Annotated in this window: 24 protein-coding genes; 18 read left to right on the forward strand and 6 right to left on the reverse strand. The window is 61.4% G+C overall.

What is annotated here, in order from left to right:
• Window positions 1-26 precede the first annotated feature (26 nt).
• The 5 genes from uvrC to ung all read left to right on the forward strand — a co-directional run bounded on the left by uvrC (window position 27) and on the right by ung (window position 4,275).
• The gene (gene uvrC / locus PZ897_RS03355; RefSeq protein ID WP_275749961.1) at window positions 27-2,129 is read left to right on the forward strand and encodes an excinuclease ABC subunit UvrC; all 2,103 of its coding nucleotides are present in this window, start codon (window positions 27-29) and stop codon (window positions 2,127-2,129) included.
• A 119-nt stretch (window positions 2,130-2,248) separates the two neighbouring features.
• Window positions 2,249-2,833, forward strand: coding sequence for a CDP-diacylglycerol--glycerol-3-phosphate 3-phosphatidyltransferase (pgsA, locus tag PZ897_RS03360; RefSeq protein WP_275749962.1), 585 nt, complete (start codon window positions 2,249-2,251; stop codon window positions 2,831-2,833).
• Window positions 2,830-3,087, forward strand: coding sequence for a molybdopterin converting factor subunit 1 (gene moaD / locus PZ897_RS03365; RefSeq protein WP_275749963.1), 258 nt, complete (start codon window positions 2,830-2,832; stop codon window positions 3,085-3,087). The genes pgsA and moaD overlap by 4 nt, the downstream gene beginning before the upstream one ends.
• A 1-nt stretch (window position 3,088) precedes the next feature.
• Complete coding sequence (locus PZ897_RS03370) at window positions 3,089-3,589, forward strand: molybdenum cofactor biosynthesis protein MoaE (protein WP_275749964.1); 501 nt, start codon at window positions 3,089-3,091, stop codon at window positions 3,587-3,589.
• A complete protein-coding gene (gene ung, locus PZ897_RS03375; protein WP_275749965.1) occupies window positions 3,586-4,275 on the forward strand; it encodes a uracil-DNA glycosylase in 690 nt (229 codons plus the stop codon). Before PZ897_RS03370 ends, ung begins: the two co-directional genes overlap by 4 nt.
• Window positions 4,276-4,377: 102 nt before the next feature.
• Here ung and ndk read toward each other — a convergent pair whose 3' ends face one another.
• Window positions 4,378-4,800 (reverse strand): nucleoside-diphosphate kinase, encoded by a 423-nt coding sequence (gene ndk / locus PZ897_RS03380; RefSeq protein ID WP_275749966.1) that lies wholly within the window; start codon window positions 4,798-4,800, stop codon window positions 4,378-4,380.
• Window positions 4,801-5,072: 272 nt separating this feature from the next.
• Complete coding sequence (locus PZ897_RS03385; protein WP_275749967.1) at window positions 5,073-5,780, reverse strand: glutathione S-transferase family protein; 708 nt, start codon at window positions 5,778-5,780, stop codon at window positions 5,073-5,075.
• A 129-nt stretch (window positions 5,781-5,909) separates the two neighbouring features.
• Between PZ897_RS03385 and PZ897_RS03390 the strand changes: the two genes are divergently transcribed.
• The 5 genes from PZ897_RS03390 to PZ897_RS03410 all read left to right on the forward strand — a co-directional run bounded on the left by PZ897_RS03390 (window position 5,910) and on the right by PZ897_RS03410 (window position 11,947).
• Window positions 5,910-7,790: an ABC-F family ATP-binding cassette domain-containing protein gene (locus tag PZ897_RS03390; protein ID WP_275749968.1), complete on the forward strand. Its 1,881-nt coding sequence runs from the start codon at window positions 5,910-5,912 to the stop codon at window positions 7,788-7,790.
• Window positions 7,791-7,993: 203 nt separating this feature from the next.
• On the forward strand, window positions 7,994-8,620 hold the full coding sequence (locus tag PZ897_RS03395) for a DUF922 domain-containing protein (protein ID WP_275749970.1): 627 nt from the start codon (window positions 7,994-7,996) through the stop codon (window positions 8,618-8,620).
• Window positions 8,621-8,743: 123 nt separating this feature from the next.
• The gene (locus tag PZ897_RS03400) at window positions 8,744-9,997 is read left to right on the forward strand and encodes an efflux RND transporter periplasmic adaptor subunit (protein WP_275749971.1); all 1,254 of its coding nucleotides are present in this window, start codon (window positions 8,744-8,746) and stop codon (window positions 9,995-9,997) included.
• Window positions 9,994-10,743 carry an ABC transporter ATP-binding protein gene (locus PZ897_RS03405; RefSeq protein WP_275749973.1) on the forward strand — a complete coding sequence of 250 codons (750 nt, stop codon included), beginning with the start codon at window positions 9,994-9,996 and terminating at the stop codon, window positions 10,741-10,743. The genes PZ897_RS03400 and PZ897_RS03405 overlap by 4 nt, the downstream gene beginning before the upstream one ends.
• The gene (locus PZ897_RS03410; protein ID WP_275749974.1) at window positions 10,733-11,947 is read left to right on the forward strand and encodes an ABC transporter permease; all 1,215 of its coding nucleotides are present in this window, start codon (window positions 10,733-10,735) and stop codon (window positions 11,945-11,947) included. Before PZ897_RS03405 ends, PZ897_RS03410 begins: the two co-directional genes overlap by 11 nt.
• A 43-nt stretch (window positions 11,948-11,990) precedes the next feature.
• On the opposite strand, the gene PZ897_RS03415 is transcribed toward PZ897_RS03410, so the two are convergent.
• Together PZ897_RS03415 and PZ897_RS03420 are read right to left on the reverse strand one after the other, a co-directional pair.
• On the reverse strand, window positions 11,991-12,440 hold the full coding sequence (locus tag PZ897_RS03415; protein ID WP_275749975.1) for a DNA polymerase III subunit chi: 450 nt from the start codon (window positions 12,438-12,440) through the stop codon (window positions 11,991-11,993).
• Between the two features lie 8 nt (window positions 12,441-12,448).
• On the reverse strand, window positions 12,449-13,936 hold the full coding sequence (locus PZ897_RS03420; protein ID WP_275749976.1) for a leucyl aminopeptidase: 1,488 nt from the start codon (window positions 13,934-13,936) through the stop codon (window positions 12,449-12,451).
• 392 nt (window positions 13,937-14,328) lie between these two features.
• Between PZ897_RS03420 and PZ897_RS03425 the strand changes: the two genes are divergently transcribed.
• The 8 genes from PZ897_RS03425 (at window position 14,329) to PZ897_RS03460 (ending at window position 24,600) form a co-directional block, all read left to right on the forward strand.
• Window positions 14,329-15,534: an LptF/LptG family permease gene (locus tag PZ897_RS03425; RefSeq protein WP_275749977.1), complete on the forward strand. Its 1,206-nt coding sequence runs from the start codon at window positions 14,329-14,331 to the stop codon at window positions 15,532-15,534.
• Entirely contained in the window at window positions 15,531-16,619 is a 1,089-nt protein-coding gene (gene lptG, locus PZ897_RS03430; RefSeq protein ID WP_275749978.1) for an LPS export ABC transporter permease LptG, read from the forward strand. Before PZ897_RS03425 ends, lptG begins: the two co-directional genes overlap by 4 nt.
• Before the next feature lie 62 nt (window positions 16,620-16,681).
• On the forward strand, window positions 16,682-19,015 hold the full coding sequence (locus PZ897_RS03435) for an LPS-assembly protein LptD (RefSeq protein WP_275749979.1): 2,334 nt from the start codon (window positions 16,682-16,684) through the stop codon (window positions 19,013-19,015).
• A gap of 132 nt (window positions 19,016-19,147) precedes the next feature.
• Window positions 19,148-20,086, forward strand: coding sequence for a peptidylprolyl isomerase (locus PZ897_RS03440; protein WP_275749980.1), 939 nt, complete (start codon window positions 19,148-19,150; stop codon window positions 20,084-20,086).
• Between the two features lie 13 nt (window positions 20,087-20,099).
• Window positions 20,100-21,146, forward strand: a complete 1,047-nt coding sequence (pdxA, locus tag PZ897_RS03445; RefSeq protein ID WP_275749981.1) for a 4-hydroxythreonine-4-phosphate dehydrogenase PdxA — start codon at window positions 20,100-20,102, stop codon at window positions 21,144-21,146.
• Complete coding sequence (rsmA, locus tag PZ897_RS03450) at window positions 21,146-21,976, forward strand: 16S rRNA (adenine(1518)-N(6)/adenine(1519)-N(6))-dimethyltransferase RsmA (RefSeq protein ID WP_275749982.1); 831 nt, start codon at window positions 21,146-21,148, stop codon at window positions 21,974-21,976. Before pdxA ends, rsmA begins: the two co-directional genes overlap by 1 nt.
• Window positions 21,900-22,199 (forward strand): PLP-dependent transferase, encoded by a 300-nt coding sequence (locus PZ897_RS03455; protein ID WP_275749983.1) that lies wholly within the window; start codon window positions 21,900-21,902, stop codon window positions 22,197-22,199. Before rsmA ends, PZ897_RS03455 begins: the two co-directional genes overlap by 77 nt.
• Before the next feature lie 13 nt (window positions 22,200-22,212).
• Window positions 22,213-24,600: a transketolase gene (locus PZ897_RS03460; RefSeq protein WP_275749984.1), complete on the forward strand. Its 2,388-nt coding sequence runs from the start codon at window positions 22,213-22,215 to the stop codon at window positions 24,598-24,600.
• A gap of 35 nt (window positions 24,601-24,635) precedes the next feature.
• On the opposite strand, the gene gmk is transcribed toward PZ897_RS03460, so the two are convergent.
• A complete protein-coding gene (gmk, locus tag PZ897_RS03465) occupies window positions 24,636-25,292 on the reverse strand; it encodes a guanylate kinase (RefSeq protein ID WP_275749985.1) in 657 nt (218 codons plus the stop codon).
• A 2-nt stretch (window positions 25,293-25,294) separates the two neighbouring features.
• Complete coding sequence (locus PZ897_RS03470; protein ID WP_275749986.1) at window positions 25,295-26,182, reverse strand: YicC/YloC family endoribonuclease; 888 nt, start codon at window positions 26,180-26,182, stop codon at window positions 25,295-25,297.
• Between the last annotated feature and the right edge of the window lie 6 nt (window positions 26,183-26,188).

A 26,188-nucleotide genomic window follows, 5' to 3' on the forward strand; every position in this document is an offset into this window, starting at 1 on the left:
CGGGTGGAGGCTGATAAGATCTTTCCATGACTCGACCCTCCGATTCTCCCGCTCCCAAGCCTTCCAAAGCCACAGCGCCTGCCGATGGCGGCGTGATCTATGAGGAAACGGATACCGACGAGGATGAGGTCGCCGAGGATGAACCAGCCGGGATTGCGGCGCCGCTGCCTGCGGATGTGGCCAATGTCGCAGGCATGGAATGGAACGAGAGTCCCGGTGTCACCGAGGGGTTGAAGGGGGCAGACGTCATTCAGGCTTTCGTCCGGCACCTGCCCAACCAGCCCGGCGTCTACCGGATGATGAACGAGGCCGGCGACGTTCTCTATGTCGGCAAGGCGCGGAGCCTGAAGAAGCGGGTCACGAACTACGCCCAGGGCCGTGGGCATTCCAACCGCATCACAAGGATGATCGCGCAGACTGCCAACATGGAGTTCGTCACCACGCGCACCGAAACCGAAGCGCTGCTGCTTGAAGCCAATCTGATCAAGCGGCTCAAGCCACGCTTCAACGTGCTGATGCGGGATGACAAATCCTTTCCCTACATCCTCATCACCGGCAATCACGAGTCACCGGCGATTTTCAAGCATCGCGGGGCACGCTCGCGCAAGGGAACCTATTTCGGCCCCTTCGCCTCAGCAGGCGCAGTCGGACGCACCATCAATGCCCTGCAGCGCGCCTTCCTGCTGCGCACCTGCACGGACAGCGTCTATGAAGGGCGAACCCGGCCCTGCCTGCTGTATCAGATCAAGCGCTGCTCCGGCCCCTGCACAGGCGAAATCGACGCCGAGGGTTATGCCCGGCTGGTGGGCGAAGCCAAGGATTTCCTCTCCGGGCGCAGCCAGGCGGTCAAGTCGCAACTCTCGGCAGCCATGCAGTCGGCGTCCGATGATCTCGATTTCGAGCGCGCCGCGGTCTACCGCGACCGGCTGTCGGCGCTCAGTCATGTGCAGAGCTATCAGGGCATCAATCCGCAAACTGTTGAAGAAGCGGACGTGTTCGCCATCCATCACGACGCCGGCATGGCCTGCATTCAGGTGTTCTTTTTCCGTACCGGCCAGAACTGGGGCAACCGGGCCTATTTCCCCAAGGCCGACCCATCGCTTGCGGCAGGCGAGATTCTCGGCGCTTTCATCGGTCAGTTCTACGATGACAAGCCGACGCCGCGGCTGATCCTGGTCTCGGAGGACTTCGAAGACAGGGCGCTGCTGCAGCAAGCGCTGAGCGTGCGCATGGAGCGCAAGACCACCATCACCGTGCCGCAACGGGGCGAGAAACGCGACCTGGTTGACCAGGTGCTTGTCAACGCACGCGAGGCCCACGGCCGCAATCTGGCCGAGACCGCTTCGCAGACGCGCCTGCTTGAGGGGCTTGCGGAAACCTTCAACCTGCCGCATCCGCCACGGCGCATCGAAGTCTACGACAACTCCCACATCATGGGCACCAATGCCGTGGGCGGGATGATCGTTGCCGGGCCGGAAGGGTTCGTCAAAAACCAGTACCGCAAGTTCAACATCAAATCGACCGAGATCACCCCGGGCGACGATTTCGGCATGATGCGCGAAGTCATGCAGCGGCGGTTTTCGCGGCTGATCAAGGAGCATGGTGACGCCGGCCCGACCAGTCCGGGCGCAGCCGACGATCCCGACGCGGACAACCCGGCAGGCATGCCGGCCTGGCCGGATCTGGTGTTGATCGATGGCGGCAAGGGCCAGATGAGCGCCGTGCATGCCATTCTCGAAGAGCTGGAGATCGCCGACAAGATCACCGCCATCGGCGTTGCCAAGGGGATGGACCGTGAGGCCGGGCGCGAGCGTTTTTTCATCAAGGGCAAACCCGACTTCACCTTGCCGCCGCGGGACCCGGTGCTCTATTTCATCCAGCGGCTGCGCGACGAGGCGCACCGCTTCGCCATCGGCACCCACCGGGCGCGGCGCAAGAAGGATCTGGTCGCCAATCCGCTCGATGAAATCGCCGGGATCGGTCCGACTCGCAAACGGGCATTGTTGCACCATTTCGGCACAGCCAAGGCGGTGTCACGGGCCGGTGTCGATGATCTGGTCGCTGTCGAGGGAATCTCGGTGGCAGTGGCCGAGCTGGTTTACAATCATTTTCACGAGGAAAACCGCTAAGCTGTCATCACTTTGGTGTTTAACTGCGACATTAAGGCGCTAAGTGGCTGTGCGGTGGTTGACCTGAGCGGCTGCCCGCGCGCATCTTGCGCAAAATCCTCACATGAACGGGGTGCATCATGGCGTCGCGCGCGCTTAACATACCGAATATGCTAACTTATGGGCGGATTCTCGCTGTTCCGCTGATTGTGCTGTGCTTCTTCATCGAGGGCCGCCTGCATGGCTCTGACTTTGCGCGCTGGAGCGCGCTCGCCATCTTCATCGTCGCCTCGATCACCGATTTTTTCGACGGCTACCTCGCCCGCATCTGGGACCAGACGTCGACCATCGGACGAATGCTCGATCCGATCGCCGACAAGCTGCTGGTGTCTTCGATCCTGTTGCTGATCGCTGCCGACGGCACCATCGCCGGATGGACGATCTGGGCGGCGATCATCATTCTGTGCCGGGAAATTCTGGTGTCGGGCTTGCGCGAGTATCTTGCGGCGTTGAAGGTTTCGGTGCCGGTGACCTGGATTGCCAAGTGGAAAACCACCTTGCAGATGATTGCCCTGGGCTTCCTGCTGGCCGGTCCTGCTGGTGACAAGGTGCTGCCCTACACAACCGAACTCGGAATCGGGTTATTGTGGATCGCGGCAGCGATTACGATTTACACCGGGTACGATTACTTCAGAGCCGGTTTGCGGCATATGGTGGACACATGAGCATTCGAATTGTCTATTTCGCCTGGGTACGCGAGCGCATCGGCAAGGGCTCGGAAGCGATCGATCTGCCGGAGACGGTCAAGACCGTGGGCGAGCTGATCGCGCATCTGGCGACGCTTGGCGAAGAGTATGCGGAAGCTTTCGCGGTGCCGGACGTGATCCGGGCGGCAATCGATGAAGAGCATGTCGATCACGACCAAGCCATTGGCTCTGCAGGGGAAGTCGCCCTGTTTCCGCCAATGACCGGAGGCTGAGATGCAGACTGGCACCAGGACATCGGCCAGGCAGGCGCCGACCATTGCCGTGCGCATTCAAACCGAGGATTTCGACATCGCCCGGGAAATCGCGGCCCTCACCCGGGATCGCCGCGAGATCGGCGCAGTGGTCAGTTTCACCGGTCTGTGCCGCGACGAAGGCGGACGTCTGTCCGCGCTCGAACTGGAACATTATCCGGGCATGGCGGAACGCGCCATTGGCGTGATCGCCGCAGAGGCGGTGAGCCGGTTCGGCCTCAGCGGCATCACCGCCATTCATCGTCATGGCGCCATCGAACCCGGCGGCAATATCGTGCTGGTGGTGGCCTGCGCTTCGCACAGGCAGGCAGCCTTCGACGGCGCCGCGTTCCTGATGGATTTCCTCAAGACCGATGCGCCGTTCTGGAAGAAGGAACATCTCGCCGCCGGAGGGACAGGCGAATGGGTTTCTGCCAAGGATACCGACGACAAAGCCAAGGCGCGCTGGCAGCGTAACGGATGACAGCGACGTTCAAGCTTGAAGACAGCTGGAAAACCGCGTTGTCGGACGAGCTTTACAGTCCCTACATGGCTGACCTGAAGGCTTTCCTGGACGCTGAAATCGCGGCCGGAAAAACCATCTTTCCGCGGCAGTCGGATTGTTTTGCAGCGTTTGACCTCACGCCGCTCGACAAGGTCAAACTGGTGATACTGGGACAGGATCCCTACCATGGCGAGGGTCAGGCGCATGGCCTGTGTTTTTCGGTGCAGCCGGGCGTGCGCACACCGCCATCGCTGAAAAACATCTACAAGGAACTCGAGACCGATCTCGGCATCGCCCGGGCCGGCCACGGCAACCTCGTAAGCTGGGCGCGGCAGGGCGTGCTGCTGCTCAACAGCGTGCTGACAGTGGAACAGGGTCTGGCGGCCTCGCATCGCGGCCACGGCTGGGAGCGCTTCACCGACGCCGTGATTGACTGCGTCAACGAGCTGGACCGTCCGGTGGTGTTCCTGCTCTGGGGCGCCTATGCACAGAAGAAAGCCGATTTCGTCGATACCAGCCGCCATCTGGTGCTCAAGGCCGCTCACCCTTCGCCGCTCTCCGCCCACGCCGGATTTCTCGGCTGCCGGCATTTCTCCCGGGCCAATGCGTTTCTTGCAAACAACGGCATGGAGCCGATCGACTGGCAGGTGCCGACGCCGCCATGACCGCGGCATCATCCTTGTCCCGCCCAGCAAAAAACCGGATCCTTGCGAACCCGGTTTTTCGTTTCAATTCAACGACATCGACCTGTTGGCCGACAGTCTGATTCAGCCGACGATTTCAGTGCCAGAGAACCAGTAGGCGATTTCTTCGGCTGCGGTTTCAGGCGCATCCGAGCCGTGCACCGAATTCTCGCCGATCGACAGCGCATGGGTCTTGCGGATGGTGCCCTCGGCAGCATCGGCAGGGTTGGTGGCGCCCATCAGTTCACGGTTCCTGGCAATGGCGTTCTCGCCTTCGAGAACCTGAACCACGGTCGGGCCGGACGTCATGCCTTCAACCAGTTCGCCGAAGAAAGGGCGTTCCTTGTGCACGGCATAAAAACCTTCGGCTTCGCGCGTGCTCATCCAGACGCGCTTGGAGGCAACAACACGCAGGCCATTGTCTTCAAAGACTTTGGTGATGGTGCCGGTCAGGTTGCGCTTGGTGGCATCGGGCTTGATCATCGAGAAAGTGCGTTCAATCGCCATTGTGGTCTGTCCTGTCATTTGGTTGTGGTCACGAGACTTGAGCCGGGCAATTGCCTGCGCAAGAAATTCGGGTGCAGAAATCCGGGCTGAAACACGTCCGGCCCGGAGTTGGCGCCTAAATAGCCGCATGCCCGGCCATTCGCAAGGGGCGGCGCGCATGGCATGCCTTGGCGGGCTGACGATCATCTGCATTGGCACGCGGCTGCTACCGGACAAGACTGCGTTGCTCGGTGTGCCCGGCCCAGCCCGTGGGGCCCTGGACCTTGAACAATCTAGGACCGGTGCAGGGTGGCGCGCGCCGGAACCGAACGGCCCAGGCCATCGTGAAGATCGAGACAGCGCTCGAACCACTCAGCCACCGGATCACCGGTTTCAAGCAATGTATCGGGCGACGTCAGCCGCACCCATTGCAGTGCGCCAAAGACAATGTAATCGGCAAACAGCGGCGAGGCGCCGCCAATCCAGGGCTGGGATTTCAGCATCAGCCTGAGCGGCATCAAGGTGCCGGGAAGCGCTTTGAGCGCCGCGTCACGGCCTTGCGCCGTCTGCTCCAGCGTCATGCCCATGCGGGCCTCGCGGGTGGCGCGGAAATAGGCCTGATCGACGGGAGCCAGCCCCTCGTGAATGCCCATCATCGCAATGTCGCGCAAGGTGGCATGCAGGGTGGCATTGGTCCAGGATTCGATGAAGCGCGCCATCGCCTGCCCGCCTTGACCGGCAAACAACGAGGCCCGGTCGGGATAGCTGTCCTCCAGATAGACGGCAATCAGAAAGCTGTCGCCAACCACCTGGTTGCCATCGCGGATCACCGGCACGGTTTTGAAGACGCCGCCCTCGACCTCGGGCACCTGGGTGAAGCTGACCTTGTTGCGCTCGAATGGCAACCCCTTGTGAGCCAGCGCCATGGCCACTTTCCAGCAATGCGGGCTGAAAGGCCGGGATGGATCTGCACCGATCAGATCGTGAAGAATGATGGACACCTGTTCTCTCCCCTGCCCCAAGCGTTGCCTGTGTTGTGGCGCAACACCGATGGATTGTCACGCCCCTGACACGCATCCAAACGTCGTTTCCTCTTGCCATTTGGCGTCAACCCGGCCAGAAGCGCGGACATGCTTACTATTACCGACCTTTCCGCACGCATTGCCGGGCGTCTTCTGATTGACAATGCTTCGCTGGCGCTGCCGGTGGGCATCAAGGCCGGGCTTGTCGGCCCCAATGGCGCGGGCAAGTCGACGCTGTTCCGGATCATCACCGGCGACATGGCCAGCGAGACCGGCCATGTCTCGATCCCGAAGAACACCCGCATCGGCCAGGTGGCGCAAGAAGCCCCGTCCGAAGAGACTGCCTTGGTGGAAATCGTTCTGCGCGCCGACCTCGAACGCACCAAGCTGATGAAGGAAGCCGAGACGGCGACCAATCCCAATCGGATCGCCGAGATCCATACCAGGCTGGTCGATATCGACGCCCATTCGGCCGAAGCACGCGCCTCCTCGATCCTGGCCGGCCTCGGATTTGACCAGGATGCGCAGCAACGCCCCGCCTCGAGCTTTTCGGGCGGCTGGCGGATGCGGGTGGCACTGGCCTCGGTGCTGTTTTCCGAACCCGACCTTCTGCTGCTCGACGAGCCGACAAACTACCTCGATCTGGAAGGCACCTTGTGGCTGGAAGACTATATCCGCCGCTATCCGCACACCGTGCTGATCATCAGCCATGACCGCGATCTTCTCAACACCGCAGCCAATGCCATCGTCCATCTCGATCAGAAGAAGCTGACCTTCTACCGTGGCGGTTTCGATCAGTTCGAGCGCCAGAAGGCCGAGCGCGACGAGCATCAGATGAAGGCGCGGGAGAAGAGCCTTGCCGCCCGCAAGCACATGGAAGAGTTCGTCGAACGCTTCCGCGCCAAGGCATCGAAGGCGCGTCAGGCGCAGTCGCGCATCAAGGCGCTGGAAAAGATGGGCACCGTCGACGCGGTGATCGAAAACAATGTCAGCGGCTTCTCGTTTCCGAGGCCGGACCGCGGCGTGGCTTCGCCGATCATCGCCATCGAGAATGGCTCCGTCGGCTACACGCCGGGCGAACCGATCCTGACCCGGCTGGATCTCAGGATCGATGCCGATGACCGCATTGCGCTTCTGGGCTCGAACGGCAACGGCAAGTCGACTTTCGCCAAATTCATCGCCGGACGGCTTGAGGCCGAAGGCGGGACAATCCGCACCGCGCCACAGCTCAAGACCGGATTTTTTGCCCAGCACCAGATGGATGACCTGATCCCGGAAGAATCCGCTGTGGCTCATGTGCGCGCTCTGATGCCGGATGCGCAGGAGGCCCGCGTCCGCGCCCGGGTGGCGCAGATGGGGCTGAAGCAGGACAAGATGAACACGGCGGCAAAGGATCTCTCCGGCGGCGAAAAAGCGCGGCTGCTGATGGGACTGTCGGCGTTTCATGCGCCGAACCTGATGATCCTCGACGAGCCGACCAACCATCTCGACATCGACAGCCGTGCAGCATTGATCCGGGCACTGAATGATTTCCCCGGCGCCGTCATCCTGATTTCCCATGACCGGCATCTGATTGAAGCCACGGTCGACCGGCTGTGGATCGTCAAGGATGGCACCGTGAGCACATTTGACGGCGATCTTGAAGACTACCGACAGGAAGTCGTCGGTTCGTCCGGCAAGGGCAAAAAGAGCGGCGACAGCGACGGCGGATCCAAGTCCGAAAAGCGCAAGCAGGCTGCGCAAGCCCGCGCCGGGCTGGCGCCGATGAAGAAAAAGATCAAGGATTTCGAAGCTTTGGTCGAAAGACTTAGCAAACAGATTCAGTCACTTGATGCGGAGCTTGCCAACCCGGACCAGTTTGCCGACGCCCCTTACAAGATCGCGCAGAAAACCAAGCAGCGCGGTGAACGGGCGGCGGAACTGGCCAAGGCCGAGGAAGAATGGCTCATTCTGACATCCGAGTATGACGAGCAGTCGGCGGCGGAATGACGCCGGCCATGATCGCTGATCTTGCCGCTGGCTTGATTGACTTGCATTAACCGGCATCGCTGGCGCGATGGCGCGTTGCCGGGCTCGCGCGCCAGGTGACGGGGACACCGGCGGTCCCGCACGCGGCGCGCCGACGCCTTATTTTGGCGTTAAGACTATCTTGCTAGGCTCACACCTGTCACCCGCTTGAGAGGAAAAGGGGCATGGCTGTGACATTCAACCCTTTGGCGGCGGCTTTCATCGCTGCTACGGCCCTCACCCGGCTGCCAGGCTGCCGAGCGGGAAAGTTTCCGGCAACCGCGATCTGCTGCCTGGTCGTGGCGTTGAGCGGTTGCACCACGGGCAAGCCCGGAACCACCCACCGCCCCTACTCCGTCTATGCTGACACGACCGTTGGTTTTGCGCGCAGTGTTCGCTCCAATGCGCCCCGCGGCGGACGCGCTTACGGGCTGGTCGAGATCACCTTTCATCCCGACTACAAGCTTGTACCCGGTGAGCGCGGGTGCAGCACGCAGGTCAAGGATGTCGGACTGGAACTGGTCGTCATCCTGCCACAATGGCGGGATGGGAAACCGGTCCCCGGACCGGTCAAGCCGCGGTGGAGACGGTTTTACCAGACCGTCAATGCTCACGAGGATTCGCATATCCGCATTGCCCGGGATTATGCGCTGCGAATGCGGCAAGCACTTGCCCGAATGCGGTCCAAAACCAGCTGTTCCGACCTGCAAGGCCAGATCAACAAACGTGTGGTGCAGATCAAGGCACAGCATTTGCGTGCCCATGGGCGGTTTGATGCCCGTGACATGAAACGGCTAAAATCACTGATATGAGCGGAGCCCGATTTGCCGCTGTTGGGTGCGTATTGCCATTCCTGCCGCGGCGGCCTGGCTTGACACACATCAAGCTGCTCGCTTGGCTGTCGTGTTAGCAAGGTCCAACGACAGGATCTGCATATGCCCCCGACAAAATCCGAAATCGAATCGATCATCGAGAATGCTGACCGTGGATCACCTCTCCGGCGCAGGCTGAGCTGGGGCCTGTTGCTGCTCATCGCAGCCATCGGGATCGGGGCCTGGTGGAGCAGCGCCTCGCAGCAAAGTTTGCCGGTCTATCTAACCGACGCTGTCGTCCGGACCGATATCATCGTCCAGGTAACAGCGACCGGTACGGTGGAGCCCACCAACCAGGTCGAGATATCGAGCGAGCTTTCGGGCACGGTCCGCTCTGTGGATGCCGACTTCAATGATGAGGTCACGAAAGGCCAGATCCTTGCGCGGCTCGATACCGACAAGCTGGAAGCCAATGTCGAACTCAGCCAGGCCTCGCTGACGGCGACCCAGGCGCGCGTGGCCGAAGCGACCGCAACGCTGAATGAAACCAAGGACAATTATGACCGCGCGGTCCTGCTTGAACAAAAGCACGTCACCACGCTGGAGGGATTGCTGAAGGCGAAAGCTGCCTATGAGCGGGCCAAAGCCGCGCTGACGAGTGCGGAAGCCGACATTCGCGTGTCCGAAGCCAATCTGAAGATCAATCAGGCCAATCTCGAGAAAGCCTGCATCTGTTCGTCCATCGATGGCGTCGTGCTCGACCGCAATGTCGAGGTCGGACAGATCGTGGCATCGTCATTGCAGGCGCCGGTGCTGTTCACGCTGGCTGCCGACCTCAAGAGCATGCAGTTGCAGGTGGATATCGACGAGGCTGACATCGGCAAGGTCAAGGTCGGCGACGCGGCCATGTTCTCGGTGGAAGCCTATCAGGGCCGCATCTTTTCGGCTACCATTTCCGATTTGCGATATGCGCCGAAAACCGTCGATGGCGTCGTCACCTACGAGGCAATCCTGTCGATCGACAATTCCGAGCTGTTGTTGCGCCCCGGCATGACCGCGACCGCGGACATCACCGTTGCCGAAATCGAGGACACGTTGGCAATTCCCAACGCTGCACTGCGATACGCACCGCCCGCGGTGGAGGTCGATAGCGGGGGAACAGGGCTGCTGGGCATGCTGTTCAAGAATGCACCGCGACCACCGGCTGCGACGCCGAAAGCCGATACTGACGGGCGCCGCCAGATCTGGATCCTGACGGACGGACAAGCCGCCTCTGTCGACATTCTGCCCGGCGAGACGGACGGATCGAAGACCGAAATCCGCGAGGGAAACCTGAGCGAGGGCGATCTGGTGATTTCCGATCAGACAACCGAATGACGAAGACCGCGACGGCCGCCACCGAACCGTCTGACGACAGGCCGCTGATCAGGCTTCGGCGGATTACCAAGGTCTACGGAACCGGAGACGCGGAAGTCCGGGCTCTGCGCGGCATCGACATGGACATCCGGGGCGGCGAATTCGTCGCGATCATGGGACCCAGCGGGTCGGGCAAATCGACCGCCATGAACATTCTGGGGTTTCTCGATAAGCCGACAGACGGCACCTACCTCTTTGGCGGCGCAGAGGTTGATCATCTCGGTCGCGACCAATTGGCGTTGCTGCGGCGGAATTTTCTCGGCTTTGTGTTCCAGGGCTACAATCTTCTGGCCCGCACATCGGCGCTCGACAATGTCGAACTGCCGCTGATCTATCAGGGCATGGCAGCGGCCAAGCGGCGCCAACTGGCGCGCGAGGCGCTTGCCAAGGTGGGGCTGAAAGGCCGCGAGGACCATGACCCCTCCCAGTTGTCAGGCGGCCAACAACAACGCGTCGCCATCGCCCGCGCCATTGTCACCAACCCGGACGTGATCCTGGCCGATGAACCCACCGGAAATCTCGACACTGCCCGCAGCCGCGAGATCATGGACTTGCTGACCAACCTCAACCGGAAGGACGGCATCACTATCCTGATGGTCACCCATGAACCGGATATGGCTGACTACGCCGACCGGCTGATCCATTTTGTCGATGGACGCATCGAAACCGACACCAGCAGCACCCGGGAGCCTGCCGATGCTCTATGAAGCGGTCCGCCTGGCGTTGCAGGCGATCTTGAGAAACGCATTTCGATCATTCCTGACGGTGTTGGGGATCGTCATCGGCGTCGCCGCGGTCATTGCCATGGTCACGGTTGGACAGGGCTCGACCGAGCAGGTGCAGGCCGATGTGTCCACGCTCGGCACCAATCTCTTGATGATTCGCCCCGGCCAGCCTTCGCAGGGTCCCGGCTCCGGTGCCGGTGGCACTGCGGCGAGCCTGACGCTGAAGGATGTCGAAGCCGTCGAGGAGCAGATCCCGAGCGTTGCGGTTGCGACCCCGAGCAATTCGCGGTCGATGACGACGATTTTTGGCAATGTGAACACCACCACCACGGTGACCGGCACCGACAATCGCTTTCTCATCGCCCGCGACTGGGCGCTTGCCAGTGGCCGGTCATTTTACGAGAGCGAACTGCGGACCGGGTCCTCGGCCTGTATTCTCGGCAATACCGTGCGCGAAAAACTGTTCGGCAATGGCGATCCGCTCGGCGCCAGTATCCGGCTCAAACAGATCTCCTGCCGGGTCATCGGCACGCTGGCGGTCAAGGGCGCGTCCAGTTTCGGCACCGATCAGGATGACATCGTGCTGATCCCGATCAGGGCGTTCATGCGGCGCATTTCCGGCAACCAGGATATCTCGATGATCTACGCTTCGATCAGAGAGGGCGTTTCCACCGACAAGGGAAAAGCCGACATTGAGAGCCTCATGCGCGAACGTCGGCGGATCGGGCCTTTCGAGGACGATGATTTCAATGTCTTCGACATGAAACAGATCAGCTCGATGCTGACCGGCATCACCAGCGTGCTGACAGGCCTGCTCTCGGCGGTCGCGGCCGTGAGCCTGCTCGTCGGCGGTATCGGCATCATGAACATCATGCTGGTCTCGGTGACCGAGCGCACCCGGGAAATCGGCATCCGGCTGGCGGTTGGCGCAACCGAACGACAGGTGCTCTTGCAATTTCTCGTCGAAGCCACTGTGCTGTCGCTGATCGGCGGATTGATCGGCATTGTGCTGGGGCTGTCGTTGGGCTTGCTCGGCGCACGGATGCTGTCGGTGCCGTTTTCGCCGTCGGCAAGCCTTGTTCTGGCTGCCTTCGTGTTCTCCGCCCTGGTGGGGATCGTATTCGGCTATTTTCCGGCCCGGCGGGCCGCGCGGATGGATCCGATCGAGGCGCTGCGGCACCAGTAACCAATCCAGTGCGCAAGCTGCGGCCAGGCCGCTGCACCGCGAGCTACGCCTTCTTTTCCCAGCGCCGGTCGGATGTCTGCTGCCAGTAGGTCAAGGCATGGCCGCCCGACTTCAGGGTTTTCCATTGCCCCCGCGCCACATCAAGCTGGCTCTGGTCATGGCCGTCAAACATCATCACCAGACGCTCGACGCCATCCAGCGCCGGGATCTCCGCACCATCCGCGACAAAGCGGACGGTGGACCCGTTTGCGGCCTCCGCCGCCACGGTCAACAGCACCGGCTGGCGCTCGGCATGCGCGCCGTGCTCGCCGCCATGGGGCAGAAAGCTGTCCTCGCGGTAGGTCCACAGATGCGCATCCAGGGCGGCGCAGCGCTCCTCGCTGCTGACATGAACCGACACCCGCCAGCCGCGGTCCAGGCTCTTTTCGAGAAGTGGCGGCAACGCCTCTTCGAGCCTGGATTCGGTCAAATGATAAAACAGCACCTCCGCCATGGACTGCCTCAGCCCTCGTAGTTGGCGCGCACCAACTCGTCGAGCAGCCGAACCCCGAAACCCGATGCCCAGGACTGGTTGATGTCGGTGGCCGGCGACCCCATCGCCGTACCGGCAATATCGAGATGGGCCCAGGGCGTGTCGACAACAAAGCGCTTGAGGAACTGCGCCGCCGTGATTGATCCGGCATAGCGGCCGCCGGTGTTCTTCATGTCGGCGAACTTGGAATCGATCATCTTGTCATAGGCCGGATCAAGCGGCAGCCGCCAGACCCGCTCCTGGGTGGCCTCGCCGGCCTTGCTCAGAGCCTCCGACAATGCGTCGTCATTGGAAAACATCCCCGCATGATGCTGGCCAAGCGCCACCATGACCGCGCCGGTGAGCGTTGCCAGATTGATCATGACCTCCGGCTTGAACCGGTCCTGACAATAGGTCAGCGCATCGCACAGCACCAGACGGCCTTCGGCGTCGGTGTTGATGATCTCGATGGTCTGACCCGACATCGAACGGACAATGTCACCGGGCCGCTGCGCCGCGCCATCGGGCATGTTTTCAACCAGTCCGATGATGCCGATGGCATTGACCTTGGCCTTGCGGGCGGCGAGCGTGTGCATCAGGCCGATCACCGCCGCGGCACCTCCCATGTCGCCCTTCATGTCTTCCATGCCGGCAGCGGGCTTGATCGAGATGCCGCCGGTGTCAAACACCACACCCTTGCCGACAAAGGCCACGGGCTTGTCCTTGGACTTGCCGCCGTTCCAGCTCATGACTGCCAGGCGCGGTGGCCGCACCGAGCCGAGCGAGACACCGAGCAGTGCCTCCATCTTGAGCTTTTTCATCTCCTTCTCGGTCAGGATCTCGACGTCGATGCCCAGCCCTTCCAGCTCCTTGGCGCGGGCGGCAAACTCGACCGGGCCGAGCACGTTGGCGGGCTCATTGACCAGATCCCGCGCCAGCTTCACCCCATCGGCGACAGCCTGGCGGCTGGTGAAGGCTTTCTTGCAACCGCTGGCGTCCGGATGCTGAAACACCACCGTGAGCTTGCGCGGCCCGGTGTCGTCATCCTCTGATTTCTTGGTCTTGTAGCTATCGAAGGAGTAGGAGCGCATCAGCAGGCCCAGTGCCATATCGGCGACAGCCTCGACAGACGGCACCGCAGCCTCTCCGAGCAGCACTGTGAGTTTCTCGGTCTTGCGGACCAGCGTAAAAGCCTTGCCGCCGACGCGCATCCACTCGTGGGCCGACAGCTTGTCCGGCTCGCCTGTGCCGATCAGGGCAATGCGATCGGCAGCCGCCTCAACCGGCGCAATGATGTCAGCGGTGGCAAAGGACTTCCCGGTAAAGCCGGCTACCTTGGCGGCCTTGTCAAGCTGACCTGCAGGATCAACGCTGCGGGCGGCGGCGGAAACCGGTTCGGCGAGAGAGCCGAGCGCGATAACCAGCCCTTCAGAAATTTTCGCGGTTTTGGAGAAACTGATTTCAATGCTCATCGACATGGCGGCTCCGGTACTGGTGCGTGAATTGGATTATCGGCAATCTTTGCGTTCTGGCGACATAAGACAAGAGCGGAGCGGCAGGTCAAGCGGCAGGGCAAGCGCCAGGTCAAGCGCCCGTCGCGCGATCGGCCAGAACGGACCTGGTTTGCGTCGAAAATTTGACGGCCGGCACGGTCTGACGGGTCGAGGCCTGCCAGACCAGCTGTAAACCGTTCAGGCGAACTCTTGCAATCACGATACACCCCTGCAAGAAACAGTTAACCGTGTTTGTTTGCCACAGATTATCCAAATTGCGGTTTAGTAAGGCTGGTGCATGGTCGAGTTGATCGAACCCGGACATCCCGCTTGCCGAACGAATCACCCCCGGGGGCGGCCTGCTCCGGAAAGGCGCAATGAAGCAGATTGAGCGTTACATATTTCGCCGTATGAGTTCGCTGACCTTCTGGTCTCTGCTGGCCGTAACGCTGTTGGTGATGACCACCCAGGTGCTCATTCGCATCGATGTCCTGACGACGACCGGTCAGGCCTTGGGCGCCTTCCTGATGCTGGCCGCAACCCTCATCCCCTCGGTGCTTTCGATGGTGGCACCGTTTGCTCTGCTGATTGGTGTGGGCCAGGTGTTGTCGGGGATGAATACCGACAGTGAACTGGTCGTGGTGGAGGCCGCCGGCGTTGCCCCGTCGACCATCTTCAAGCCGGTGCTGGTCCTGTCGGCCTCGATTTCGCTGATGGTGCTGGTCGTGAGCAATTTCATCGAGCCGTGGTCGAACCAGAAGCTCTATGGCGTGCTGGCCGATGCCCAGTCCGACCTGTTTTCGGTGGCGGTGCGGTCCGGCACCTTCATGCAGCTCGAAGAGGGATTGTATGTGCAAGTCAACGAGAAGCTCCCCGATGGCGTGTTGGGCGGCATTGTTCTCGTCGACAACCGGGCGGAAGACAACGAGACCATCTATTACGCGCGCAGCGGCGTCATCAAGGAGTCCGAGGAGTCCGACACGAATATCCTGTTTCTGGTCGATGGCGAGTTGCAGCAACGCACGCTCACCAACAACCAGATATCGATTGTCACCTTCTCGTCCTACGCGCTCGACATGGCGGCTTTCATTCCGGCAAGCGGCTCGAGCACGCGCAGGCCAAAGGAGCAGTCGACATTCTATCTGCTTGATCCGGATGCGGAGGATTATTATTTCAAATCTGCGCCGCACGTCATCAAGGAGGAGCTCGTGCAGCGGTTTTCGTCCTGGATGTATCCGCTGGCATTTGGGCTGGTGGCGTTTTCCTTTCTCGGAAAAGCCCGCTCGAACCGGCATGAACAGTTTCAGAACGGCGGGCTTGTGGCCGCCATTGCGATTGGATCCAGGGGCTTCGGCTTTTACGCCAACGAGGCGGCGGGAGGCAGCGTTGTGCTGGAAGTCCTGTCTTACCTGGTGCCGGTGGCCCTCATTGTCGGGTTCGGCTACCTGATCCTGACCGGTCGCACGCTGACCATCCCCAAAGCCTGGGCACGGATGAACGAACATCTGCTCGAAGTGATCCGTGCCAGATTCACCCAGATGCACACGGACCGGCGCACTTCAGGCAAGGGAAATGCAGCGTGAGCTTCTTCGTCCCGACATTGTCGCTCTATTTTTTCGGGCGCTATGGCAAAACCTTCCTGAGCTATTGCCTGGGAATTCTGCTGGTGATCCTGCTGGTCGATTTCAACGAATCCGGCCGGCGTCTTTCCCTGGCCGAGGATTACACGGTGACGCTGGGGCTGCTGATTTCAGCCTTGAGAATCCCCACCGTCCTGCAGTCGGTGATTCCCTTTATCGTGCTGATCGCATCGATCGACACCCTGCTCAAGCTCAACCGCAAATATGAACTCGTGGTCGCGCGGGCCGCAGGCATTTCGGCGTGGCAGTTCCTGGCGCCGCTGATCATCGCCAACCTGCTGATCGGGACCATATCGATCACCGGCCTCAACACCATCGCCGCCAAATCGATGCAATTGGCCGAGACGATTGTCGTCGAGCGCAATCTGGGCAGCCCGAGACCGACAAGCGTGGCCCCCTGGATGCGCCAGCGGACAGAGGAAGGCGATACCGTACTGGGAGCCCGGGCAACCTCGGAGGGCGGCACCCGGCTGTCCGGTGCGACCTTCATCCTGTTTGACAAGGACCAGCGCATCAAGGAGCGTCTCGAGGCCGAACGAGCCAAGCTGACGGACGGCGCGTGGGAGCTCGAGAACGTCAAACGTGTCCGCGTTCTGGAGCCGGTGGAAAATTTGGCGACTGTTACCGTACCCACCGGCCTGAAGGCCGAATTTGTTGGAGAAACACTGACTTCGCCGGATACAGTGCCGTTTTTTGAACTGAGTGGGAAAATTGCCACGGCGAAATCATTTGGTCTTCCATCCACCAGTTATGAGATGCAATTCCACCGTTTGGTGGCTCAACCGGCCCTTTTGGCGGCCATGACATTGATTGCCGCGATGGTCTCGCTGAAATTTGTTCGCTTCGGTCAATCTTTAACTGCCATTCTGGGTGGAATCCTGGCGGGCTTCGTGCTTTATGTCGTTTCCGAGCTAATCCAGGCATTTGCAAATGCCGGGACTATTCCGCCTGTAGTGGCGGCTTGGCTCCCGGTTTTGGTTGCATCGGCATTGGGGACAACAGTGCTTCTCCACAAGGAGGACGGATAGTGGCAGGTGTATGCCGGTCAAGAGTTCATGCGTTCACCAGCGCCTTGTGCGCTGGTGCGGCCTTGTGCACAATTTTTGCGTTCGCCGTACCTGAAGCCTCGGCTCAGATCGCGGCGCCGGGCGGCATAAATGTGCCTGCAGACCAGAAAATGCTGCTGGTGTCAGACGAGCTGATTTACAACAATGATTCCGGCATCGTTATTGCCAGCGGTGGCGTGCAGATTGATTACGGCGGCTACAAGCTGGTTGCCGACAGGGTCGAGTACGATCAAAACACCAACCGGATGCAGGCTTTCGGATCCGTCGAAATGCTCGAACCGACCGGCAACCGCATATATGCCGACAATCTCGATGTGACCGACGATTTCGCGGATGGTTTCCTCAACGCCTTGAGAGTGGAGACGCCGGACAATACCCGAATCGGCGCCGAAAGCGCCGAGCGCATCCAGGGTCGGACCACCTTCAATCATGGCATCTACACCGCCTGTGATGCGTGCGAGAAAAACCCGGACCGGGCACCTTTTTGGCAGGTCAAGGCAAAACGGGTGATCCAGAATGGTGAAACCAAAACCATCCGGATGGAGCACGCCAGATTCGAGCTGTTCGGGTTGCCGATTGCCTATCTGCCCTACCTCGAGATCCCCGATCACGACAAGAAACGCAAGACCGGCTTTCTGACGCCCAGTTACGATAGCGGAGAAAAACTGGGCTATGGCGTCAGGGTTCCTTTCTATGTGGCGATTTCGCCCTACATGGACGCGACCATCACCGGCACCGGCTACACAAAGCAGGGTTTTCTCGGCGAAGCCGAGTTCCGCCAGAATTTTGCCAACGGCGAACACACATTGCGGATGGCTGGCATATCCCAGCGCGATCCCGGCGCATTTGATGCGGTTCCGAGCAAACCAACGTCGGACGGCCTGGTACGTGAACGCGGCATGATCTCCTCCACCGGCCAGTTCCGGATCAACCCGCGCTGGACATTCGGCTGGAACGGCATGCTGCAGACCGACAACAATTTCTCCCGCACCTACGGGATTGACGGCTATGCCGGCACCAACATCAAGTCCGAAGTTTATCTGACCGGACTTTCAAACCGCAGCCATTTCGACATGCGCGCTTTCCGCTTCGACATTCAGAATGCGGACGAAAATAACATCGCCGAAAAACGCCAGGCAGTCGTCCACCCTTCGCTGGACTACAATCGGACCTTCTCGGATCCGATCGCAGGCGGTGAGCTGTTATTGAATGTCAACGGCTATTCGCTGTCACGCAAGGAAGACGAAATCAAAGCCCGTGACGGAGATGTCCGGGATCCTCTTGACCCTTCGTATTTTTCACCTCGCGATGCCGACCGCTACAAGGGTTTTGCCGGCGCCAATTCCCGGCTCAGTACGGAACTCGAATGGCGGCGGACGCTGACTGTCATGAACGGTCTGCGCCTCACGCCCATTCTTGCGGCGCGCGGCGACGTCAATTCGGTGGATATCGACACGGCCCCGGGGGACTATGACGGCACATTTGCCGGCAACGGCACCCATGCACGCGGGATGGTGACGGCCGGTCTGGAAGCCAGCTATCCGGTGCTGGTCACCACGCGCAACTCCAGCCACGTGTTCGAACCGGTCGCCCAGATCTTCATTCGTCCGGACGAACGCCTGGCAGGCGGCATTCCCAACGAGGATGCACAAAGCTTTGTCTTCGACGCGACCTCGCTGTTCGAGCGCGATAAGTTTACCGGCTTCGACCGCAGCGAAGGTGGCACCCGCGCCAATCTCGGGCTTCGCTATTCCGGGTCGATCGGCAGCTCCATCAAGACACATGCAGCCTTCGGACAGTCCTATCACCTGGCCGGTCTGAACTCCTTCGCCACGCCGGATCTGTCGCAGGCAACGCGGAACTCCGGCCTCGAGGATGACGTTTCCGATTTCGTCGGCGCGGCAGGGTTTTCAATCGGCGGCTTCTCGCTCGCGTCCTCTGCCCGTTTCGACAAGGATGACTTCCGCAACGAGCGGACCGACGTGCGCGCCGGCCTCAGACATGGTCGGCTTTCCTCCTCACTTACCTACAGCGAGATCAAGGCGCCTCGGCCGTACGTTGCAGACGACGAGGATCGCCGCGAGCTAACCGCCTACGGCTCACTCAAGGTTCATGACTATTGGAGTGTCGCGGCATCCACCAGCTACGATCTGATCGACAAGAAATTCAACAGGAAAGCCTTTGCGCTCCTGTATGAAGACGAATGCTTTGCCTTCTCACTGGCCTACGAGCATAAGCGTGACGATAACAATACCGTGGCGCAGGACTGGAAAATCGGTGCCCGGCTGAGTTTCCGCACACTGGGTGGTTTGGGCGCCGGCAGCGTTGACAGCCCGCTGCTGAAACCGAGCTTTTAAGGCAATTCTCCCCCGCAACATCCGGATTTCCGTGACGCCTCGATTTCGCCGCATCAAATGGGCATTTACGGGTGACTTCGGATTTGCAAGACTGGTTTGATCGGTCTGAACCGGACAAAAGGACTTGAAAGTATGAACTTGCGTGTAAATTCGGGTTTCTCCAGCCTGGTGCTCGCCGCGGTGCTGGCGTTTTCCTTGACGTTTGGCTCAACGCCTTCCGCGCTTGCCGCAAGCGAAATCAAGATCATCGTCAACAATCAGGCGATCACCAGCGTCGACATTGCTCGCAGGGTGGCGTTCCTCAGACTGCAGCGGACCAAGGGCAACCTTGCCAGCACAGCGCGCGAGCAACTGGTTGAGGAAGCCTTGAAGCGGCAGGAGGCAGCACGCGTTCGCCTGCTCGTCTCGGATGCCCAGGTTGATGCGTCGTTCGCCCGTTTTGCCGCGTCCAACAATTTGTCTCCCAAACAGCTGACCCAGGTGCTCAACCAGGCTGGCGTTACGCCAAAACACTTCAAGGCTTTCATCCAGGTGCAGATGAGCTGGCCCAGGGTTGCACAGGCTCTGGGCGGCGGCAGCGGTGGCATGTCGGCCCAGGACCTGGTTTCCAAAATGCTGGAACGCGGTTCGGACAAGCCGTCGACCACGGAGTACATTCTGCAGCAGGTCATTTTCGTGGTCCCCGAGAGCAAGCGGTCCAATTCGGTTCTTAACGCCCGCAAACGCGAAGCCGACCAGTTGCGCGGACGCTATCAGGGCTGCGACAACGCCGCGGAGAACATCATCGGATTGCGCGATGTCACCTTGCGCCAACTCGGCCGAATCATGCAGCCGCAACTGCCGCCGGAGTGGAAACCCCTGATCGAAAAGACCAAGGCAGGTTCGGCAACAGCAACCCGGATCACCGACCGCGGTGTGGAATTCATCGTGATTTGTTCGGCGAAGACGGTGTCAGACGACAAGGCCGCAGAGTTGGTTTTCCGTGCCGAGAACGACGATGCCGGCGAGAGCGAAGTCGCAAAAAAGCACTTGGAGCTGCTTCGCAAGCGCGCGGTCATTGCCAACAAGTAGGAATCCCCCCGCCATGACCGGAAACCGCCGTGCACTGGCCTTGACCATGGGCGATCCGGCCGGAATCGGCATCGATCTGACGCTTGCCGCCTGGAGCAACCGCGTCGAGCTCGGCCTCCCGCCTTTCTTCCTCATTGCCGATCCGCGGCTGCTCGCAGCGCGGGCAAAAATGCTCGGGCGCGATGTCCCGGTCGCTGAGGCTTCGGCCGAGACTGCAGTCGCGCTGTTTGACACTGCGCTTCCGGTTCTGCCAGTGGAACTGGGCGCCGATGTGGTTGCGGGCACCCCTGATCCAGCCAATGCGGACGCGGTCATCGAGGCCATTCGGATGGGCGTGGCGTTGACGCTTGCGGGCAGAGCCCGCGCCATTGTGACCAATCCCATCGCCAAATCGGTGCTTTACGCCTCCGGCTTCGGTTTTCCCGGACACACCGAGTTTCTGGCCCATCTGGCCAGCGAAGCGCGGGGGCAGGCCTTAACGCCGGTGATGCTGCTTGCAGGACCATCGCTGCGGGTGGCGCCGGTGACCATTCATATTCCGCTCAGCCAGGTGCCAGGCGCCTTGACGAGACAGGCGATCGTCGAAACCGGGCTCATCATTGCCCGTGACCTCGCTTCCCGTTTCGGAATTTCCGGGCCGCGGATCGCCGTTTCCGGCCTCAACCCGCATGCGGGCGAGGATGGCGCCTTGGGCACGGAAGATGCGGACGTCATCGCCCCGGCCATCGCCGAGCTGTGCGCCGAAGGGATCAACGCATTCGGCCCCCTGCCCGCCGACACCATGTTTCATGCCGAAGCGCGCGCCACCTATGACGCGGCCATCTGCATGTATCATGACCAAGCGCTGATTCCGGCCAAGACGCTCGGCTTTCACGATTCCGCCAATGTCACCCTGGGTCTGCCCTTCATCCGCACCTCGCCCGACCACGGAACAGCGTTTTCGCTGGCAGGCAAGGGTGAGGCGCGGCCCGACAGCCTGATCGCGGCGCTGAAGCTCGCCGGCAAAATGGCGAACACGGAAGCCGAACTCAAGATCCTTCACGCATTGAGCAGGGTGTAATGGCCTCCACACCTGACGGCTTGCCGCCCCTGCGCGACGTGGTCGCCACCCACGGACTGGCGCCGAAAAAGGCGCTGGGCCAGAATTTCCTGTTCGACCTGAACCTGACAGCAAAGATTGCCCGCGCCGCGGGCCCGCTCGACGGCTTCACGGTGTTCGAGATCGGCCCGGGCCCGGGTGGGCTGACACGCGCGCTGCTGGCTCAGGGCGCCACCCGTGTCGTGGCAATCGAACGCGATGCGCGCTGCCTGCCTGCCTTGGCCCAGATCGCCGCCCATTATCCCGGTCGCCTCGACGTCATGGAGGGCGATGCGTTGCAGATCGACCTTGCGGCAATTGCCGACGGTGCTCCGGCCAGGATCGTCGCCAATCTGCCCTACAATGTCGGAACGCAATTGCTGATCAACTGGCTGACGGCTGACCCCGAGCACCCTTTCTGGAGCTCGATGACGCTGATGTTCCAGAAGGAAGTCGGGCAACGGATCGTCGCAGCACCGGGCTCCAACCATTATGGCCGTCTCGGCGTCTTGGCGGGCTGGCTGACGCACAGCGAGATCCTGTTTGATGTGCCGCCACAGGCCTTCACCCCACCCCCGAAGGTGACGTCAAGCGTTGTCGGCCTCGAGCCGCTGCCACAGCGTCTGCCGTGCGCGCTCTCCAAGCTCGAACACGTCACGCAGGCAGCCTTCGGCCAACGCCGCAAGATGCTCAGACAGAGCCTCAAGCCACTGGGCGGTGAGGCTTTGCTGAACCGTGTCGGAATCGATCCGGCGCGCCGGGCGGAAACACTCAGCGTCGCGGAATTCTGCGCACTGGCGCAAGCCTTGTGAACGGTATGCCGGCCCGACAAGCGGGGGCGGGCCGCGTCCAGGCTCACTTCAACGCTGGACAGATCCCGGTTTTCCTGACGGATCCACAGACGATGCTTATGTCGATCAAGGCAATGCCGCCGATGGGCTGATCCGGCTGTCGGTGGGGCTTGAAGATGTTGATGATATCATCGACGATCTCACGCAAGCGTTGGCCAGGGATCCGATATCCGCCGCCGCCTAGGAAAGGTCTGCCAATGTCGCCTGAAGCCCACCCTCACCTCAAGACCATCGAACAGCGGCTTTTGTGGCTGTCGCACTGGATGATCCACAACGCCAACCATATTCGCGAGAAGGCGGACGGCATCAAGGTCGGCGGGCACCAGGCCTCCTCGGCCTCGATGGTCTCGATCATGACGGCCTTGTACTTCTCGGCGCTCAGGCCCGAAGACCGGGTTGCGGTGAAGCCGCACGCCTCGCCGGTCTTTCACGCGATCCAGTATCTGATGGGCAACCAGACCCGCGAGAAGATGGAGAATTTCCGCGGGTTAGGCGGTGTCCAGTCCTATCCGTCACGAACCAAGGACATCGACGATGTCGATTTTTCCACCGGCTCGGTCGGCCTCGGCGTGGCCATCACCTCGTTTGCCTCGATCGTGCAGGACTACATCGCCGCCAAGGAGTGGGGCCATGATCTGCCACTGGGACGCATGGTGGCGCTGGTGGGCGATGCGGAGCTGGATGAAGGCAACATCTACGAGTGCCTGCAGGAGGGCTGGAAGAACGATCTGCGCAACACCTGGTGGATCATCGACTACAACCGCCAATCGCTCGACGGTATCGTGCATGAGGGTCTGTTCCGGCGCGTCGAGAAGATCTTCGAGGCGTTCGGCTGGGACGTGGTGCGGGTCAAATACGGCCATCTGCAGCGCGCAGCCTTTGCCGAGAAGGGCGGAGACAAGCTCCAGCAATGGATCGACGATTGCCCCAACCAGCTTTATGCGGCGCTGACCTTCATGGGCGGCGCGGTCTGGCGCAAGCACCTGATGGACGATCTTGGCGATCAGGGCGACGTCACCGCGCTGATTGAGGCGAGATCCGACCAGCAACTGGCCGAGCTGATGGAAAACCTTGGCGGCAATTGCGTCTCGACCATGGCCGATGCCTTCGCAGACGTCGATCATGACCGGCCGGTCTGCTTTCTCGCCTACACCATCAAGGGCTGGGGGACGCCGATTGCCGGGCACAAGGACAATCACGGAGGCTTGATGAACACGACACAGATGGCCGAGTGGCAGCGCCATATGGGGGTGGTCGTGGGTGAGGAATGGGAGAAATTCGCCACGGTCGAGGATCCGGCGGCGCTTCAGAGCTTTCTTGACCAGACACCGTTCTTCGCCAAGGGCAAGCGCCGCTACGCCGACGCAGTGATCGCCACACCCACCATCGAGATGGCCAGTGATCGCGAAATCTCCACACAGATGGCGTTCGGCAAGATCCTCGACGATCTGTCGAAGACCGACAGCGACCTGGCCGCACGGATCGTCACCACCTCCCCCGATGTGACCGGCACCACCAATCTCGGCCCCTGGGTCAACCGGCGCAAGCTGTTTGCGCGCGAGGGTCGCGAGGACACGTTCAGGACCCACAACATCCCCTCGACGGCGAAATGGGAATTCACCCCTGACGGCCAGCACATCGAGCTCGGCATCGCCGAGATGAACCTGTTCCTGCTTCTGGGCGCCGCCGGCCTGTCGCATTCGATGTTCGGCAAGCGGCTGATCCCGATTGGCACGGTCTATGACCCCTTCGTGGCACGCGGCCTCGATGCACTCAACTACGCCTGCTATCAGGATTCGCGCTTCATGATTGTCGGCACGCCATCCGGCGTGACGCTGGCGCCGGAGGGCGGCGCGCACCAGTCGATCGGTTCCCCGCTGATCGGCATGAGCCAGGACGGGCTGGCAGCGTTCGAACCCGCCTTTGCCGACGAACTCGCCGTGATCATGAAATGGGCGTTCGACTACATGCAGAAGGATGGCGAGGGCGATCCCGACGAGCGCACCTGGCTGCGCGACGAGACCGGCGGCTCGGTCTATCTCAGGCTGACCACCAACCCGATCGAACAGCCGGGCAAACGGGCCGACGAGGACTTCCGGCAAGGCGCGATCGATGGCGCCTATTGGCTGCGCAAGCCGGGACCGAATTGCGAAATTGTCATCGCCTATCAGGGTGCGGTGGCGCCAGAGGCGATCAGGGCCGCCGGCCGCATCGCGGAGACGCGGCGCGATGTCGGGGTGCTGGCAGTCACGTCCGCCGACCGGCTCACCGCCGGCTGGACTGCGGCGCAGCGTGCCCGCGCCCGCGGCAATGCGTCTGCGCGCAGCCATATCGAGACCCTGACTGCCGCGCTGCCCCGGCATTGCCGCATCATCACGGTGATCGATGGTCATCCCGCGACACTTGGCTGGATCGGCTCGGTGCGGGGTCATCAGACCATTCCGCTGGGTGTCGAACATTTCGGCCAGACCGGCACGATCGGCGATCTCTATGCCCATTTCGGCATAGATGCCCATTCGATTGCCAAGGCGGCGATCGGATTGAGTGACGGAAAGCGCGTGCTTCCGGCGATGATGGCCCGGTAGATGGGTGGGCGGCGGCGGCTCGGTCTATCCGCGCCTCAACCGTCGAGCAGTTCCTTGACGAATTCGAACAGGCCGGGCCGGCGGTCGCGGCGCAGGCGTTCGGCCTGGACAATGGCGCGGACGGCCGAATAGGCCCGGTCGAGATCGTCATTGACGACCACATAATCATACTCACGCCAGTGCTCGATCTCGGTCCGGGCGTTGGCGAGCCGCTTCTCGATCACGTCGTCGGCATCCTCGGCGCGGCGTTGCAACCGGGCGCGCAATTCCGGCATTGACGGCGGCAGGATGAAAATCGACACGACGTCGGCGCTCATTTTCTCCTGAAGCTGCTGGGCGCCCTGCCAGTCGATGTCGAACAGCATGTCGCGGCCCTCCGACATCGCCACCTCGGCAGCTTCGCGCGGGGTGCCATAAAAATTGCCATGCACCTCGGCCCATTCCAGCAGCGCCTCGGAATCGCGCATGCGCTCGAACTCGCGATAGGATTGGAAATGGTAATGCACGCCTTCAATTTCACTGCCGCGGCGGGGGCGCGTGGTAACGCTGACGGACAGGCTGAGAGCCGTGTCATTTTCCAGAAGGTTGCGGGCAATGGTCGATTTCCCGGCACCCGATGGAGACGAAATCACCAGCATGAGGCCACGCCGCTTGATGCGGGCTGAGGGGAGATGGGCGGGCGGCTGACTCATCGTTACTCCAGATTTTGGACTTGTTCGCGAAACTGATCGATCACAACCTTCAGATCAAGCCCGATTGCGGTGACCGGCGCCGCATTGGACTTGGAGCATATGGTATTGGTTTCGCGGTTGAACTCCTGCGCCAGAAAATCCAGCCGGCGCCCCGCGCCACCGTCACTGGCCAGCAATCCGCGCGCCGCCTCGACATGGGCCTTGAGCCGGTCGATTTCCTCGCGCACATCACCCTTGGTGGCAAGCAGCGCCGCCTCCATGTGCAGCCGGTCGCGATCAAGTCCGGCGCCGGTGTCCATCAGGCTTGCGACCTGATCGGCAAGCCTGGCACGGATCGCCTCGGGCGAGCGCGACGGATCGGCCTCCACCGCAAGGGCCAAAGACTCGATCCGGTCAACCTGTTCACCCAGCACCCTGGCCATCGCCGCGCCTTCCGCCAACCGCATGGATCTGAGGTCGGCAACCGCGCGCGTAAAACCATCCAGAATGGTCTGATCGCGCGCAGCACGGGCCGCGGCGGACATCTCCGCCTCGCGGAATTCCAGCACACCCTTGATATTGAGTAGGCCGTCGAGTGCCGGTCTGCGCGCGTCGATGCGGTCTCCCAGTCGATTGACGAGATTGATCACGGCGTCAAGGGCGGCTTCGTTGACAACGGCCTCAACGGCCGCGCCGGTGGAACTGACCGAAAGCGTGACCTGCATGTTTCCACGGGAGAATGCAGCGGCGACTGCCTTGCGCACGGGTTGCTCAAGCGAATCGAAGCCCTGCGGCAATCTGAGCCGCATATCCAGTCCCTTGCCGTTGACCGAGCGCAGTTCCCAGATGAAGCGGCAGCCTTCGGCTTCGCCTTCGTGACGCGAAAACCCCGTCATCGACTGGATGGCCATGCCGGT

This window comes from Hoeflea sp. YIM 152468 (assembly GCF_029210485.1).
In the GTDB taxonomy this organism is placed as follows: Bacteria; Pseudomonadota; Alphaproteobacteria; order Rhizobiales; family Rhizobiaceae; genus Hoeflea.

Bases quoted from the DNA above. Each gene is read 5' to 3' on its own strand.
- uvrC (WP_275749961.1), top strand. From the start codon at position 27: ATGACTCGACCCTCCGATTCTCCCGCTCCCAAGCCTTCCAAAGCCACA.
- pgsA (WP_275749962.1), top strand. From the start codon at position 2,249: ATGGCGTCGCGCGCGCTTAACATACCGAATATGCTAACTTATGGGCGG.
- moaD (WP_275749963.1), top strand. From the start codon at position 2,830: ATGAGCATTCGAATTGTCTATTTCGCCTGGGTACGCGAGCGCATCGGC.
- PZ897_RS03370 (WP_275749964.1), top strand. From the start codon at position 3,089: ATGCAGACTGGCACCAGGACATCGGCCAGGCAGGCGCCGACCATTGCC.
- ung (WP_275749965.1), top strand. From the start codon at position 3,586: ATGACAGCGACGTTCAAGCTTGAAGACAGCTGGAAAACCGCGTTGTCG.
- ndk (WP_275749966.1), bottom strand. From the start codon at position 4,800: ATGGCGATTGAACGCACTTTCTCGATGATCAAGCCCGATGCCACCAAG.
- PZ897_RS03390 (WP_275749968.1), top strand. From the start codon at position 5,910: ATGCTTACTATTACCGACCTTTCCGCACGCATTGCCGGGCGTCTTCTG.
- PZ897_RS03395 (WP_275749970.1), top strand. From the start codon at position 7,994: ATGGCTGTGACATTCAACCCTTTGGCGGCGGCTTTCATCGCTGCTACG.
- PZ897_RS03400 (WP_275749971.1), top strand. From the start codon at position 8,744: ATGCCCCCGACAAAATCCGAAATCGAATCGATCATCGAGAATGCTGAC.
- PZ897_RS03405 (WP_275749973.1), top strand. From the start codon at position 9,994: ATGACGAAGACCGCGACGGCCGCCACCGAACCGTCTGACGACAGGCCG.
- PZ897_RS03410 (WP_275749974.1), top strand. From the start codon at position 10,733: ATGCTCTATGAAGCGGTCCGCCTGGCGTTGCAGGCGATCTTGAGAAAC.
- PZ897_RS03415 (WP_275749975.1), bottom strand. From the start codon at position 12,440: ATGGCGGAGGTGCTGTTTTATCATTTGACCGAATCCAGGCTCGAAGAG.
- PZ897_RS03420 (WP_275749976.1), bottom strand. From the start codon at position 13,936: ATGTCGATGAGCATTGAAATCAGTTTCTCCAAAACCGCGAAAATTTCT.
- PZ897_RS03425 (WP_275749977.1), top strand. From the start codon at position 14,329: ATGAAGCAGATTGAGCGTTACATATTTCGCCGTATGAGTTCGCTGACC.
- PZ897_RS03440 (WP_275749980.1), top strand. From the start codon at position 19,148: ATGAACTTGCGTGTAAATTCGGGTTTCTCCAGCCTGGTGCTCGCCGCG.
- pdxA (WP_275749981.1), top strand. From the start codon at position 20,100: ATGACCGGAAACCGCCGTGCACTGGCCTTGACCATGGGCGATCCGGCC.
- rsmA (WP_275749982.1), top strand. From the start codon at position 21,146: ATGGCCTCCACACCTGACGGCTTGCCGCCCCTGCGCGACGTGGTCGCC.
- PZ897_RS03460 (WP_275749984.1), top strand. From the start codon at position 22,213: ATGTCGCCTGAAGCCCACCCTCACCTCAAGACCATCGAACAGCGGCTT.
- gmk (WP_275749985.1), bottom strand. From the start codon at position 25,292: ATGAGTCAGCCGCCCGCCCATCTCCCCTCAGCCCGCATCAAGCGGCGT.
- PZ897_RS03470 (WP_275749986.1), bottom strand. From the start codon at position 26,182: ATGGCCATCCAGTCGATGACGGGGTTTTCGCGTCACGAAGGCGAAGCC.